The sequence below is a fragment of the Sphingobacterium sp. PCS056 genome (genome assembly GCF_023273895.1).
Lineage (GTDB): Bacteria > Bacteroidota > Bacteroidia > Sphingobacteriales > Sphingobacteriaceae > Sphingobacterium.
In genome coordinates this window covers 3,531,020-3,546,759 of the sequence record NZ_CP096883.1, presented here as the reverse complement: position 1 = coordinate 3,546,759, position 15,740 = coordinate 3,531,020, and the positions used below count along the sequence as shown (strand labels likewise).

9 protein-coding genes are annotated in these 15,740 nt (G+C 42.8%); 2 read left to right on the top strand and 7 right to left on the bottom strand.

Going from position 1 to position 15,740, the window contains the following annotated elements:
• Positions 1 to 5 precede the first annotated feature (5 nt).
• From MUB18_RS14775 to MUB18_RS14745, 7 genes are all read right to left on the bottom strand, one after another.
• Entirely contained in the window at positions 6 to 2,585 is a 2,580-nt protein-coding gene (locus MUB18_RS14775) for an alpha-L-arabinofuranosidase C-terminal domain-containing protein (RefSeq protein ID WP_248753640.1), read from the bottom strand.
• A 709-nt stretch (positions 2,586 to 3,294) separates the two neighbouring features.
• Positions 3,295 to 5,256 carry an alpha-L-arabinofuranosidase C-terminal domain-containing protein gene (locus MUB18_RS14770; protein WP_248753639.1) on the bottom strand — a complete coding sequence of 654 codons (1,962 nt, stop codon included), beginning with the start codon at positions 5,254 to 5,256 and terminating at the stop codon, positions 3,295 to 3,297.
• 6 nt (positions 5,257 to 5,262) lie between these two features.
• Positions 5,263 to 6,405: an aldose epimerase family protein gene (locus tag MUB18_RS14765; protein ID WP_248753638.1), complete on the bottom strand. Its 1,143-nt coding sequence runs from the start codon at positions 6,403 to 6,405 to the stop codon at positions 5,263 to 5,265.
• Between the two features lie 37 nt (positions 6,406 to 6,442).
• Positions 6,443 to 8,143, bottom strand: a complete 1,701-nt coding sequence (locus tag MUB18_RS14760; protein WP_045756401.1) for a sodium:solute symporter family transporter — start codon at positions 8,141 to 8,143, stop codon at positions 6,443 to 6,445.
• A gap of 62 nt (positions 8,144 to 8,205) precedes the next feature.
• Positions 8,206 to 9,708 (bottom strand): L-arabinose isomerase, encoded by a 1,503-nt coding sequence (gene araA / locus MUB18_RS14755; protein ID WP_248753637.1) that lies wholly within the window; start codon positions 9,706 to 9,708, stop codon positions 8,206 to 8,208.
• A gap of 79 nt (positions 9,709 to 9,787) precedes the next feature.
• Positions 9,788 to 10,486: an L-ribulose-5-phosphate 4-epimerase gene (locus MUB18_RS14750; RefSeq protein ID WP_045756403.1), complete on the bottom strand. Its 699-nt coding sequence runs from the start codon at positions 10,484 to 10,486 to the stop codon at positions 9,788 to 9,790.
• Positions 10,487 to 10,566: 80 nt separating this feature from the next.
• Positions 10,567 to 12,234, bottom strand: coding sequence for a ribulokinase (locus tag MUB18_RS14745; RefSeq protein ID WP_248753636.1), 1,668 nt, complete (start codon positions 12,232 to 12,234; stop codon positions 10,567 to 10,569).
• Between the two features lie 304 nt (positions 12,235 to 12,538).
• Here MUB18_RS14745 and MUB18_RS14740 point away from each other — a divergent pair, with 304 nt between their 5' ends.
• The gene (locus MUB18_RS14740) at positions 12,539 to 13,246 is read left to right on the top strand and encodes an NUDIX hydrolase (RefSeq protein WP_317233164.1); all 708 of its coding nucleotides are present in this window, start codon (positions 12,539 to 12,541) and stop codon (positions 13,244 to 13,246) included.
• Positions 13,247 to 13,362: 116 nt separating this feature from the next.
• The gene (locus MUB18_RS14735) at positions 13,363 to 15,732 is read left to right on the top strand and encodes a glycoside hydrolase family 127 protein (protein ID WP_248753635.1); all 2,370 of its coding nucleotides are present in this window, start codon (positions 13,363 to 13,365) and stop codon (positions 15,730 to 15,732) included.
• Positions 15,733 to 15,740: the final 8 nt, after the last annotated feature.

Below are 15,740 nucleotides of genomic sequence, written 5' to 3'. Positions count from 1 at the left end.
ATCAACTACTTTTGTGCAGGTATACGGAAAACGGTAAAGGAATAAGGAGACAATTTGCAACGATCTAGCTCTAATGTTGCTGCGACAGGGCGCGCGGTACGATCTGTTGGTTTTCCTGCGATAACAGTTGCCTTTACCTCTTGCTTGCGAATTCCGATCGCCGAAAGATCGAGTTCAAGATCCACCTCAACAGGCAATAGATTCACCAATTTTACGATAATATCTCCAGTTTTTGCGTCGCGTACAATTGATTTACCGATGCGTTTGTTGACCGCTTCATCTTGATTAGATAGCTGCAGATCACTAAATAGATACGTTTGGCCAGCATGTTGTCCAAATGCCTGCTGGATGTAATAACCTACTGTGGGTTTTACGGTTGTATTATTAAAGTAGATCAAATCGGGAGACCATTGCGTATTCCCTTCTTTTGCTAGCAAAGGAGCATAAGAAGTCATCGTCACGACATCAGCATTCCGTTCGACATTGCACAGATGTAAAGCTTCCGCCAGCGCGGTTTCAATAGTACTGGCACGATCAGGGAGGTGTGCCGCATACTCTCCAAGATATACTTTAGACTTACTGCGGTCATAACGGTCGTAGAAATCCTGATTGTGGATAAACCAGCCCGGCGGATTGTAATAATGCTCATCGATCAACGGAACTTCTAATTTTGTTGCCAAATCCCAACCTGATACATAATCCGATCCTTCATAAAATGGGCCTGCAGTACCAATCACTTCGATATGCGGATATTTTTTATTTATCGCTTCATAGATCATCGTAAAGCGTTCTTTGAATATATCGGTAATTAAATCTTCATTACCGATACCGATATATTTCAAGTTAAAGGGAGCTGGATGTCCTGCTTCAGCGCGTTTTTTGCCCCAGACCGTATGGACATCTCCATTGGCATACTCAATCAGATCAAGGATATCTTGCACATAATGCCCCATCTCCTCCATCGGTATGCCGCACTGCTGACCACCAAGCTTATGGCCATGATGTGCCGAATTTTGACAAGGAACTCCGGCTGCTACGACCGGTACAGGTTCTGCACCCAGATCTTCACAAAATTGAAAATATTCAAAATACCCCAAACCAAAGGATTGATGGTATCCCCACAGATTGCGCTGTGGTTTTCGCTGTTCCACCGGACCAATGGTATTTTTCCAATGATAGATATTTTCAAGACCATCTCCATGCGCCACACATCCTCCTGGAAAACGGACAAAACGTGGTTTCATATCGGCAATAGTAGTAGCAAGATCTGCTCTCAGGCCATTTTCTCTATGATGAAATGTATTTTTAGGAAATAAAGAGACCATATCCAGATCAACTGTTCCATCCTGAGAATAGGTTATGACCAATCGGGCATCTGAAACGCTTGCATTTGCCAACATAGGTAAGGTATATTGCTGCCATTTTTTTGATAACTTCTTGGTTCGCGTCTCTGCAATGGTATTTCCGTCTCGATCTATTAATCGGATCAATAATTGGCCTAACGGTGCTGATTTTGCACGCGAATAAACGGAAAACTTATACTGCTCCCCTTTTTTGATCGCAATCCCACCAAAACCTTCATTCACGATTCCTGCACCATCTTTAACCTTCATGGTCACATAGTGCTGATTATGCTGATGGATCGGCAAGATCGTATCGATAACCAGAACTGCTCCATCGTCTGTCGCACTCCAAGCCGTCAGACTATTCCATTCTTTCCGGTCCTTTGACGTATATTCAAATCCCCTGTTCTGAATCAGCTCGGCATATAAGCCCCCGTCGGCCGCATAATTAATATCTTCAAAAAATGCACCTATTAGCAGATCACTGATCGCTCGGTCGGGCATATGTTCATCCAGCTTCAATCTGCCTTTAATAGCGGTTAGTGAAGCAAAACGAGTACCATCATCTGCCATCCGTTCCTGGTTCAACTTTCCCTTGTATGCATCTAACTGCTGCTTTTTCAGTAATTTTTCAATGGTCTCCCAAGCGACTTTATGGACCGTGCCCGGATAGGTTCCGTCTGACAGGCGTACCTGCTCCTTGGCATGCTGCTCCTGCATAACTTTTGTTGTCGCAGAAAATAGTTTAAAATCTTTCGTTTCTACAGCATAATTTCCGATAGAAGGGCGATCTGTTTTCCAGATTACTTGGTAAACACCGCTATTTTTCTGGTAATTGATGATTGGACTGAGGCAGTTACCGGAAGGAAAGACCAAAGGATAAGACTGGCTTTCCCAATGAATGAGATCTCTTGACTCACTATGTGCAAATGCACCATCTTCTTTATTCAAACTCCAGACACAATGCCAGGTACCTGTGGGTGACAAGAATAGAAAGGGATCAATCATTTTCTTCTGTGTACCCCACTGTCCATAATCAGAACGCAGAAAACTGGACTCAGGACCGATACTATGCCATTTCTTTTTGTCCATACTCCATGCAAAATGCAAACCATTGTGATGGTTGTTCTTTCCAGAGCTATAGGCAAAAAGATAAGCCGAATCGGGTTCATTAGCGTATAGCTTATTCTGCGTTACGGTAATGAAAACTAATAAGCATATATAAACAAGCTGTTTTTTCATCAGAATAAAATTAGTATTGGTTATTATGTTCAACGATTTCACGTTAACGATCACGATCTTGCACGGGATCTTGAAAAGGAAAGCATGGTCATTGAGTGTATCATGCGCCATTTTTATGACGGTTTATAAAAAGTCCTAGATGGCACCATTAAAATATAAGCATATGTAGCCTCACAGTTCAAACCCTATCACGAAAAACTGTTTCACATGAGCTGTACTGGTCTATGATGATCAAATTTGTTTAAAACGTAAAACAACACATACATTAGCCTAAAAGCACCAACACAACCATATGCTTGCTTTTAGTCAGGTTTCAAATCCTGTGCTGACGTACCGGCGATCCTACATCATCTATAAATCATATTCAACCCCAGCTACCACATAAACATCTACACAACATCGATGTCTATCACAGCTCCGTTTAAGAGGCTGTTTTCATACACTTGTTCTTCTAAATGGCACCAAATAGAACTCACAACCTTATCCAAACCCACATTGAGCTATACGATCGCTGCCTATGGCAGCATAACGAACACAACAGGGTAAAGACAATGATCCGATCATGAGCCTATTTTGGTGCTGACACCTAGGTGGAGGTATCAGCATAAAATATAGTGCTCAGCTGTCCAAGACAAGCTTTGTTTAGTTTATGGTGATTGGCACACAAATGTGCCCCTCATGATCAGATCATTGCAAGAGTTATTATTTTTTATTGTACAAGCAGTTTAATTACTGTCAATGAATACGGAGCAAAAGTATCCGATATTTTTTTCCCTTTATACTTGACCTCTTCCACTTTAGGTTGTATTTTCAATGGTTCCTCAAAACTAGTGGAAACATTCAAGTCCGCATTGGCCAATGTAGTTTTCACAGCGACCTGCTTCAATTTCTTCTGCGAATTGATATCAAAGTTAGCCTGAATAGGTTTGCTGTTGTAATTGACAAATTTGATAATCAGTTCTTTCGCTTTACTGTCATAGACCGCTGAAGCAAATAAACTGTCTTTACCTGCAATTGTCTCTCCATTCCATTTAATCGGTATAATGTCGGTACCCGTATGCGTCGAATACAATTTTTGAACCTGATAACTTGGTGTACCGTATACCTGTAGGTTATCGACCCAGATCAAATCAGGACTCCACTGCCAACCATCGACATGGCCAAACAGCGGTGCATATGAAGCCATTTGGACAACATCGGCATTACGTTCCAAACCGGTCAAGAAAGCTGCTTCTGAAAGTGCGGCTTCCCAAGTACTACGACCAGGACCATTTGGTCTTGTGGTATGTGAAGCATATTCGCCAGCAAACACTTTCGGGCCATTTCGATCATAATCATCATAGCGAGAGACGCTGGACAAAAACCACGATGGTGGTCGGTAGTAATGCTCATCGATGATATCGATTTTCATCTCACGGAGCTGCTCGTCCAGATAGGCAAAACGCTCCCCGTCGGGATCCGTACCTGAACTGGCGATAATCGCTATTTCGGGATGTTTCTCCTTTAATACTTTTTTAAATGCAGCTAGACGCTCCACATACTGAGGACCCCAGTTTTCATTGCCCACGCCCAACATTTCCAGATTAAAGGGTGCTGGGTGTCCCATATCCGATCGGAGCTTACCCCAAGTTGTGCTAACCGATCCATTAGCAAATTCAATCAGATCCAAAGCATCTTGTATATACGTGTCCAGTTCCTCCATTGGCACAAGTTCTCCGGTATTAAACTGGCAGGCCATCCCACAGTTTAAGATCGGTACAGCTTTAGCGCCAATATCTTCGGCCATTAAGAAGTATTCATAAAATCCCAATCCAAAGGTTTGAAAGTAATCTGGCGCTGGCCTATGCTTAAATTCCGTATTCCAGCGGTTGATGATCAACTCACGCTCTTCAATAGGACCAACGGTCTTTTTCCATTGAAAACGACTTGCTAAGTCCCTACCTTCTACGATACAGCCTCCTGGGAAACGAATAAATCCGGGTTTCATATCGGCCAGCATCTGGACCATATCTTTACGCAGGCCTTTTGGTCTATTTTTCCAAGTATCCGTTGGAAAAAGGGAGATCATATCAAGCTCTGCATCACCAGAACCTTCGATCCAAACATTCAGCTTTCCTTTTGCAGTAGTTTCAGAAACGGTAAATTTACTGCTTCCACTTTGCCAATTACTTCCACTAGATAAGGCTAAAGTACTTGTTCCGATTACTTTATCTTGTTCATTTAACACTTCAACACGGATGCGCATGCCCGCAGAAGCTTGTTTAAAAAGCAATGAAAATTCATATTGCTCCCCTTTTTTGATTCCCATACCCCGGAATCCTTCATTTTGAAGACCCAATTGTATCCCTTTAGGATTATGGATTTTCAAGGAACGAGGATTACCCTTTCGTGTGCTATTGTTAACAATCAAAAAAGTACCTTCAGGTTCTTTGGTCAATTTTTTCCAGCCCATCCAAGGTTCATTAAATTCGAATGATCGATTTTTAACCAATTCGGCATATATTCCCCCGTCGGCACCCATGTTAATATCCTCAAAAAATACGCCCCACATATCTGGCGATATCTTGCCCGTTGGCCGATCAAGATCTACTTTAAAATTTACAGGGCTTTGTGCAAATACAGGTGTAGAACCAACCATTAAAACTGTTAGTAGTAGCTCAATTTTTTTCATGCTATATTATCTTATCGTAAATCTATATTCTGATTTTGAGGTGTACGTCTGGTCAGGTTTCACTACTGTCGAAGCAAATGTCGGATGATTAGGTGCATCTGGATAGTGCTGTGTTTCTAAGCAAAAGGCTGAACGGAAAGGATAAACCAAACCATTTTTCCCCTTCGGATCAGTGTCTGACATGAAATTGCCACTATAGAACTGCAGTCCCGGTTCTGTCGTCCATATCTGCATTTCTATCCCTGTTTTTGCGGCATAGACAGCAGCAACTTTTCTAAAACCGGTAGATTTTGACAATTCAAAGTTATGATCGTACCCTTTTCCGATTTTCAGTTGCGCATGGTCTACATCGATACGATCGCCGATTACAAATGCTTTGCGGAAATCAAATGGTGTTCCAGCTACAGGAATACTTTTTCCTGTCGGAATCAAGGTGTCATCCACTTCTGTAATGGCTTCCGCATCAATTTGCAGTTCGTGGTCCAGTATCGTTTCAGATCCAGCACCACTGAGATTAAAATAAGCATGATTAGTGAGGTTCAACACCGTTTCTTTATCCGTATTGGCTTGATAATCCATGACCAGTCCGCCGGTATGATTTAACGTATAGGTCACTTGCATTTTCACATTTCCGGGATATCCGGCTTCGCCATCAGGCGAAAGATAAGTGAAGGTGATGGAGGAATCCGAACGATTAGCGACATCCCACACTTGATTGTATACGCCATGTGTACCGCCATGCAGGGAGTTTTTCCCATCATTCTTTTCCAGTTCATATTTGACTCCTTGTAAAGTGAAAGTCGCATCACCGATCCGATTTCCATAACGCCCTACAATAGCTCCGTAAAAATTATCAGCATTCGCTTTGTACCCATCAGCACGGTCATAACCTAGGATCACATCCGTCAGATGACCTGCCTGATCAGGCACTTCTAAACTAACCAATCTTGCACCATAATTGGTCAGTGCAGCTTTGAGCTTCCCATTGGTTAAGGTATAGCGTTTAACCTCCTTATTGTCGATCGTCGTCTCAAACGAGTGGACTGTACTATCTTGACTTGTAGCCGTATGTTGCTTATTGGAATTTTGCTGACAGCCGCAAGCAAATGCGGATGTCAACAATAAACCACTTAATATTTTATTATTCATATCGTTATGATTTAAAATGGGTTAATAGATTATATCTCTACCAAAAACGCACATATATAGCCGTTACTAATAGTAGTGTGACCACGATTAGGACTAAGATAGATGGTTCTACTTTGAACATCTTTTTATCAAGTGCAAATGCTTTTGGATTCTCTTTTGGACCAAACAAACTCACCCCGATCATCAAAGCTAACGTAAACGCGAAAGCCAATCCCATACAGATCTGGAATGGAATTTCATAGTGGCCACTTTTATTGATATATGCTGTATACAACCACGTTTCAGGACCAAATACTTTTGTCGCAAATTCGTTGAAGAAGATGGACAGACCGAAACCTGAAATCAAACCCGTTATGGCAGCAGGTCCTGTCGTGCGTTTCCAAAACATCCCCAGTAAAAACATGGCAAATACCCCTGGACTGATAAAACCTGTATATTTTTGAATAAAGGTAAATCCACCAGCTCCACCGATACCCAACGTATCGTTCCACGTAAATAATACCGCGACCACGATCGATACCACGATCGTAATTTTTCCGATCCACACCATTTTCGCTTCAGATGCTGCCGTGTTGATATACTTTTTATAGATATCCAAGGTATAGATGGTCGCAATACTATTGGCTTTACCTGCAAGACCAGCCACGATAGCCGCAGTCAACGCTGCCAGAGCCAAGCCTTTCATTCCATTTGGCAAATGTCCAAGAATAGCGGAGTATGCATTATCAGCATGGAAAACGCCTCCTGGTGCCATTTCCTCTTGCAATGCACCATTTTTATAGAGCACATAAGCCGCGATTCCGGGCAACATGACGATAAGCGGCATCAACAGTTTCAAAAGACCTGCAAATAAAATACCCATACGGGCAGTTTTTAGATCTGCTCCCAAAGCACGTTGTGTGATGTATTGGTTACATCCCCAATAATTCAGATTTACAATCCAGATACCGGCCAGATACATCCCGATACCAGGCAACATGAGGTATTTGTTTATCTCCTCTTGTGTCGCGCCAACACCTGGTTTATCCACGATCATTTCAAAATGCTTAGGTGAATCTTCCATGAGTTTATTGAAACCGGCCAAAACATCTTTTCCAAGACCAAAGTGCTCACTCACCAAAGTTAAAGCCACATAAGTCGTAGCAATACCGCCGATGATCAAAACCACCACTTGAATCACATCGGTAAAACCGATCACGCGCATACCACCCAATGTGATAATGACAGCAAATACAGCCAATGCGACCATGATCAGGTGAAAGCTATCTCCGCCACCAGCCATACTTGATATGGCGATTGCTCCGAGGTATAAGATCGACGTTAAGTTGACAAACACATATAAGAAAAGCCAGAAAACAGCCATAATCAGACTGGTCGTTTCATTGTATCGATTGTTTAAAAACTGGGGCATCGTGAAGATCTTGTTCTTCAGGTAGACCGGTATAAACCACACGGCCACAATGATTAAAGCCACAGCAGCAATCAGCTCGTAGGCCGCTACGGCAATACCGACCTCAAAACCATTACCGCTCATTCCAATAAATTGTTCGGCAGAGATATTGGATGCAATCAACGATGCTCCGATAGCCCACCATGTCAAAGAACCTTCTGCCAAGAAATAGTCCTTACTACTATTGTTGGCAGCTGTTTTTCTGCTGTAGATCCAGTAGCCATATCCAGCTACAATAATGAAGTAGACGACGAAGATGACGTAATCTACTGTTGCAAATTTTTCCATAGTCTTGCGAGTTGCTTATGATGAAGTCTCGCTCTTTTTAGAAAAGAGCAGGACTATTCAGGTTATTTTTTCATTAAAAAATAGAGTTCATTCCACTTCAACTGGTTTTCCAGATGTGTTAGCGTCGTATTTTCATCAATCGCTACATACTCCAACCCAGCAATTCGCGCAAAATCTTCCAAGTATTCTGGTGTCAAACTCAAACTGTAAGCAGTATGGTGAGCACCACCAGCGTATATCCACGCACTACAAGCGGTTTTCATATCCGGAAGCGGTTTCCACAGCACACGTGCAACAGGCAATTTCGGCAGTTCCTCTTTGACATCTACACCGACTACTTTATTGACGATCAAGCGAAAGCGTGTTCCCAAATCAATCAATGAAGCATTGAGAGCAGGACCGCTCAAGCCATCAAATACCAGACGTGCCGGATCGGCTTTACCACCAATCCCCAGCGGATGTACTTCAATTCTAGGTTTATCAGCCGCTAAAGCCGGATCTACTTCCAGCATGTGCGAGCCCAAGACCATCTCATTCTGCGGATCAAAATGATACGTATAATCTTCCATAAAAGCTGTAGTTCCCGGCAAACCAGCACCCATCACTTTACATGCTCTCACCAAAGCCGGAGTTTTCCAGTCGCCCTCACCGGCAAATCCATAGCCTTCAGCCATCAATCGTTGTACGGCCAAACCTGGTAGTTGCACCAGACCATGCAGATCTTCAAATGTATCGGTAAAACCTTTATAGTTCCCCGCTTCTAAAAACGTTCTTAATCCAATTTCGATACGGGCTGCTTCCACCAAACTTTGACGTTGCTCTCCGCCCTCCATGACATTGGGCGCCAGATCATAGGTCGCCTCATACTCCTCGAGTAAAGTATTGATTTGTGATGCTGAGACCGCATTGACGATCGCAACAAGATCACCAACAGCATAAGTATTGACAGAGAAACCAAATTGTGTCTCTGCAGATACTTTATCCCCATCGGTAACTGCGACGTAACGCATATTATCGCCAAAACGAACAAATTTAGCGCCTTGCCAGTCGTGCCAAGCTGCTGCTGCGCGTACCCATACTTGGATACGCGCGATCACTTCTTCATCCTGCCAATGTCCAGTCACTACTTTTCTGCCGATATTTAAACGGGTGACAATATGACCAAATTCACGATCACCGTGCGCACTTTGGTTTAGGTTCATAAAATCCATATCCATGGTACTCCATGGAATATCCCGATTGTATTGCGTATGCAGATGCAATAATGGTTTCTGCAAAGCCTGCAATCCTCTGATCCACATTTTAGCAGGTGAAAAAGTATGCATCCAAGTGACCACCCCGATACAATTCACAGCAGCATTTGCTGCGGTCAACGTATGGTAGATTTCTTCACCATTTTTCACGATAGGTTTGTAGACAACCTGCACAGGAATTTGGCTGTGCGCAGAAAAATACTGTGCCACTTCTTCAGCATGTAGCGCAACCTGTTTTAAGGTTTCTTCACCATATAAATCCTGGCTCCCTGTGACGAACCAAACTTCCAATTTATTTAAATCGATATTCATATTTTAGCGTTTATCGGATTGGTTGTAGATCCAATCTCCTTTCAATTTTATTTAGTTTATAGTTGATTATTGATATGATTTATTCTTGACCATAGTACGCTGCACCACCGTGCTTACGTTCGTAATGTTTTTTAATCAAAGCATCTTTTAGACGTGGCGCCTTGGGATTGATCTGCTCGGTCAGGAGTGCCATCTGTGCGACAGTTTCCAATACCGCACTGTTATAGACCGATTTGGCTCCCGTTTTTCCCCAGGTAAATGGGGCATGGTTACCAACTAGAATCATTTCGACTTCCTTGTAGTCCAGTTGAAGTTTATTAAAATGATTCATAATTTGAAATCCGGTTTCATACTCATAGTTGCCCGCGATCATATGATCATCCATCGGAGCGGCACACGGGATGTCGGAGGTCAGGTGATCCGCATGGGTCGTTCCAAAAATAGGAATATCGCGTTGGCTCTGTGCCCAAGCTGTGGCATATGTCGAATGGGTATGTGTGATACCGCCGATCCCTTCCCAGTGTTTATAGAGGACTGCGTGGGTCTTAGTATCCGACGAAGGTCTCAGTTTACCTTCGACGACCTGACCATCAAAATCAACGATCACCATATGATCCGGCGTCAATTCCTCATACGGAACCCCGCTGGGTTTAATGGCAAATACAGCCTGATCACGATCCGCGACACTTACATTACCAAAGGTAAAAAGGACCAATCCCAATTTCGGCAATTGCATGTTGCACTGATAGGCTTCTTCTTTTATGGATGTATAACTCATGATGCTAAAGTTTCAAAAAAAAATTAAAAATTATAATGACAGCAAAGACCGCTGAGACGATGCCTCAGACAGTCGCTCACTTAGTTTTGCTCGATAAATGCACCCAGTTGCTTATACTGTTCGTATCGTTTGGCATAGATGGCAACCATTTCGGCACGAGGTTCGTACGTTTTCTCGAAGCCCTGTCCCATCGCTTCCATCGCATCTTCCACCTTAGGATATAGACCCGCCGCCGTAGCCGCAAACATGGCAGCTCCAAGAGCACAGGTCTGTTCGGATTTATGGATGCGGATCGGCATATTCATCACATCGGCCATTGTCTGCATGATGTAAGCAGATTTTTTAGCGACGCCACCAAGACCGATCAATCCTTTTACCGGAATACCCTGCTCGACAAACCGATCGGCTATGCTTTTAGCTCCAAAGCAAGTTGCTTCGACAATAGAACGAAAGATTCGCACAGCATCAGTTCCGAGATGAAGACCAGACAAAGCACCCTTTAATGTTTGATCGGCATCAGGTGTACGACGTCCATTGAACCAGTCAATCGCCAATTCCGAAGACTCGGTCACAGGCAGTTCTGCTGCTTTCTTACTTAATTCTGGGATCAACTGTGTGTCGATCAGGTTTGCAATCTTCGCTTTATCTTCGGGAGAGATATCTTCACACTGTCCGATCAGATTTGTGACAGGCCATGATAACACCTGCTTGAACCAAGCATAAGCATCTCCAAAAGCAGATTGACCCGCTTCCATACCGATCATACCTGGGATAATCGACCCATCGACCTGCCCACAGATTCCTCTTACCAAGGTATCGCCCACTTCATCAGGAGGTGCCACCAGCATATCACAAGTCGAAGTTCCCATCACTTTACTTAAGTAATAAGGTTCGATCTGTCCACCTACGGCTCCCATATGGCAGTCGAAAGCACCTACACCCACCACGACATCAGTAGACAGCCCCAATCGGTTTGCCCATTCTTCAGAGAGCGTGCCAGCAGATTGTGCAGAAGTATAAGTATTGCTAAATAAACGATCCACAAGGCCGTCTAATACCGGATCCAATTCAGCAAAAAATTGATTCGGCGGAAGACCTCCAAAATCAGCTGCCCACAAAGACTTATGTCCTGCAGCACAGACACTACGCTTAATATCTTGCGCATGCGTACCGCCCGTTAGTAAAAATGGGATATAATCACAGTGCTCGACCCAAGTATAGAGGGCATCGCGCACCTCCTGATCTTTACGCAGTACATGAAGCAATTTTGCCCAAAACCATTCTGAAGAATAGATTCCGCCCACATATTTTAAATAATCGGGATCGTATTTTTTTGCATGATCATTGATCTCCTGAGCTTCCTTCACTGCCGTATGGTCTTTCCAAAGCACAAACATCGCGTTTGGATTGTCAGCAAAGCGTTCGGATAAAGCAAGCGGTACCCCGCGTTCATCCACAGCTACTGGTGTAGATCCTGTTGAATCAACAGAAATCGCTTTCACAGCTTTGGCAATATCAGGATTACCCACTTTTTCAAGGCAGGATTTAATGGTAGATTCCAAACCCTCGATATAGTCTAAGGGGTGCTGTCTAAATTGGTTAGTCATCGGATCACAAAATTTGCCACTGTTCCATCGCGGATAGTAGAACACTGCACTAGATAGCTCCTCGCCATTCGCTGCATCTACTAAAACCGATCGAACGGAATCACTTCCATAATCTAAGCCGATCACATATGCTTTGCTCATTATTTGTAGTTTTGGTTTATAATATTGATTTATAATCTGTTATACTTTAATCCCCTTTCTGAATCCATCATACGATCCGGTATTTAAAGTAATTAATGTCAAATTAACATTTATTTTTTTAAAAAATGAAATTTTAATTTTTTTTTCGTTGATTTGTATTGCAATAGGAATAAATAGTTACCTGCTTTGATAAGCTAATCAATTAAATAGGTAGAAAAATGTGTTTTTTTATGAAACATTTTAGATATTGTAACAGATACGAGACATTTTGTATCACTAATTAATTATAAAACGAGAGTAATCAATGATGGATTTTTACAAAAACGAACCAAGCTTATTATTAGCTGTGGACTGTATTATTTTTGGATTTAATGGAGAATCTTTAGAAATTCTGCTGATAAAACGAGGATTTGAGCCCGAACGAAATAAATGGAGCTTAATGGGCGGATTTGTTCAACCCGATGAAAATCCCCAGCAGGCTGCTTCACGCATATTAAAAAAGCTCACAGGGTTAGAAGATGTCTATATGGAAGACTGTGGTATCTTTGGAGATCCTAACCGTGAAAAATATGGACGCGTAGTGAGTATCGCACATTTTGCGCTGATCGATACCCACCAATATAAACATATCATCAGTGAGGAATTTGAAGCACGTTGGTTTCCGCTCAAAGAACTGCCGCAACTGATTTTTGACCACGAGCAGATGATTGAAAAAGCTAAACGGGAACTTCGTGCCAAGGCAGCTCTTTACCCTATTCTATTTGAACTCTTGCCCGAGAAATTTACGATTCCGCAGATTGTATCCCTTTACGAAGGCGTATATGATACCGAGCTCGATACCCGAAATTTTAGCCGTAAATTGCTTTCCTCAGAACTGATCATTAAGCTCAAGGAAAAAGATAAAGAAAACTCTAAAAAAGGAGCTTTCTACTTCCGCTTGAACAAAGATATCTACAAAGAAAAAATCATGTCTTTTTTAAGCTATTTGCCAAGTTGGTCTATTAACGATTAATGGTAACACCTACGTTAGCATAGCCAATTATTTTTTCTAATCAAATAAATGTATAAATAACATTTAATTTACTGCAAACCGTTGTCTCCAATGGTATCACCTAAACCCGAATTGTTATGAAGCTGAAGAGCATCCTTTCCTATCTCACCTGTATGGTCATCTGTACTGCTGAATTATCAGCACAGACAAAACCGGTATTGTCCTATTTTGATCTCAAAGATGTACGTCTGCTCCCTGGACCTTTCAAGCATGCTGAAGATCTGGATTTAACTTATCTATTGACACTTGATGCAGATCGTCTACTGGCTCCTTTCCTTAGAGAAGCTGGTCTACCACAAAAGAAAGAATCCTATACCAATTGGGAAAATACAGGACTGGACGGTCATATCGGTGGACACTATATTTCTGCCTTGGCTCATATGTATGCGTCTACAGGTGATTTACAGATCAAAAGAAGATTGGATTACATGTTGTCTACCCTCAAACAATGTCAAGATGCAAATGGAAATGGATACATTGGTGGAGTACCTGGAGGTCAGGTGATCTGGGAAGAAATTAGGCAGGGAAATATTCAAGCCGGCGGTTTCAACTTAAACGGCAAATGGGTGCCCTTATACAATATTCATAAGACTTATGCAGGCTTACGTGATGCTTACTTGTTAACCGGCAATAAAGAGGCTAAAGATATGCTGATCAAAATGACAGACTGGGCGATTAGGCTTGTCCAGCAGTTGTCGGATAAGCAGATTCAGGATATGTTGCGGAGTGAACATGGCGGACTGAACGAAACATTTGCCGATGTGGCTGCCATCACGCAAAATCCAGCTTATCTGACACTAGCCCGCAAGTTCAGCCATCAGGAGATCTTGACCCCGTTGATCCAACATCAAGATCAATTGACCGGCAAGCATGCCAACACCCAAATTCCAAAAGTGCTGGGGTTTAAAAGGATCGCAGATATAGCACAGGATGAAACTTGGGAAGATGCTGCGCGCTACTTTTGGGAACTTGTTGTATCCAAACGTTCGATCTCCATCGGTGGTAACAGTGTCAGTGAACATTTTAACCCGACGGATGATTTTTCCAAAATGGTCCACAGCATTGAAGGACCCGAAACCTGCAATACCTACAATATGCTCCGGTTGACAAAAATGCTTCACCAAACAGATCCGCAAGGCAAATACCTCGATTATTACGAGCGAAGCTTATATAATCATATCTTATCCAGCCAACATCCAGAGCATGGAGGTTTTGTTTACTTTACACAAATTCGTCCAGGACATTACAGGGTATATTCGCAGCCGCATACCAGCATGTGGTGCTGTGTGGGATCGGGCATAGAAAACCATGCTAAATATGGTGAAATGATCTATGCACACCAAGATGATCAGCTCTATGTCAATCTCTTTATCCCCTCCCGATTAAACTGGCGTGAGCAAGGAGTCGAAGTGGTACAGGAAAATAATTATCCAGAACAAGCCAGTACACGCCTTATTATCCATCCTAAACAAAAAACATCGACTTTTACATTGCACATACGGAAACCGATCTGGTTAAAGGAGGCTCCAACAGTACGGATCAATGGTCAGGTGTATCAGATCACAGAACAGGATCAAGATATGCTATCGATCAAACGTAAATGGAAAAAAGGTGATCGCGTAGATATTGAGCTTCCTATGGCTATCCGTACCGAACAGCTGCCGGATCGGAGCAATTATTATAGCCTGCTCTATGGTCCTATTGTATTGGGCGCACGTGTAGCTACGGAAATATTACCCGATTTACGTGCTGACGACAGCCGAATGGGCCATGTCGCCAAAGGCAGGCAGATACCGTCTTCCGATTTACCGATCTTAACAACTGATCCATCCGAGATCCCGAACCTGGTTAAACCTATTGCTGCAAAGCCTTTGCACTTTTCATTAGCAGGACTGCGATTAGGAAAAGAGCACATCAGCATGGAACTTGAACCCTTTTACAAAATACACGATAGCCGCTATATCATTTATTGGCCACAGGCAACCGAAAAAGAACTGGCCGAATTACAGGAAAAAATGGAACGTGACGAGCTGGAAAGTTTAAAATTAGATGCTTTGACCCTAGATAAGGTCGTCTGTGGAGAGCAACAACCTGAGTCCGATCATTTTATTCAACAACAAAACAGTGTTGCGGGCGTATTTGACGATACCCGTTGGCGTGAAGCGGAGGGCTGGTTTAGTTACATGATGAAAAAAGAGCGTAACCAGACAGCTGATATCTATATCAAATATGTGGATGAACAAGCAGCACGAGCAACGGAGATATGGGTCAACGATACGCAAACAGGCACATTGTCAACAGAAGCTGGCACACCAGGTATTAAGACGGTGCGATTTACACTGGCACAGAAGCTATTAACAGCCAGCGAATTAAAGATTAAGGTGGCTGGATCAGGCTCAGCTAAGAGCCATAAAATACTCGAAATCAGATTAGTGAGCAGGCCTTAACCTAACCG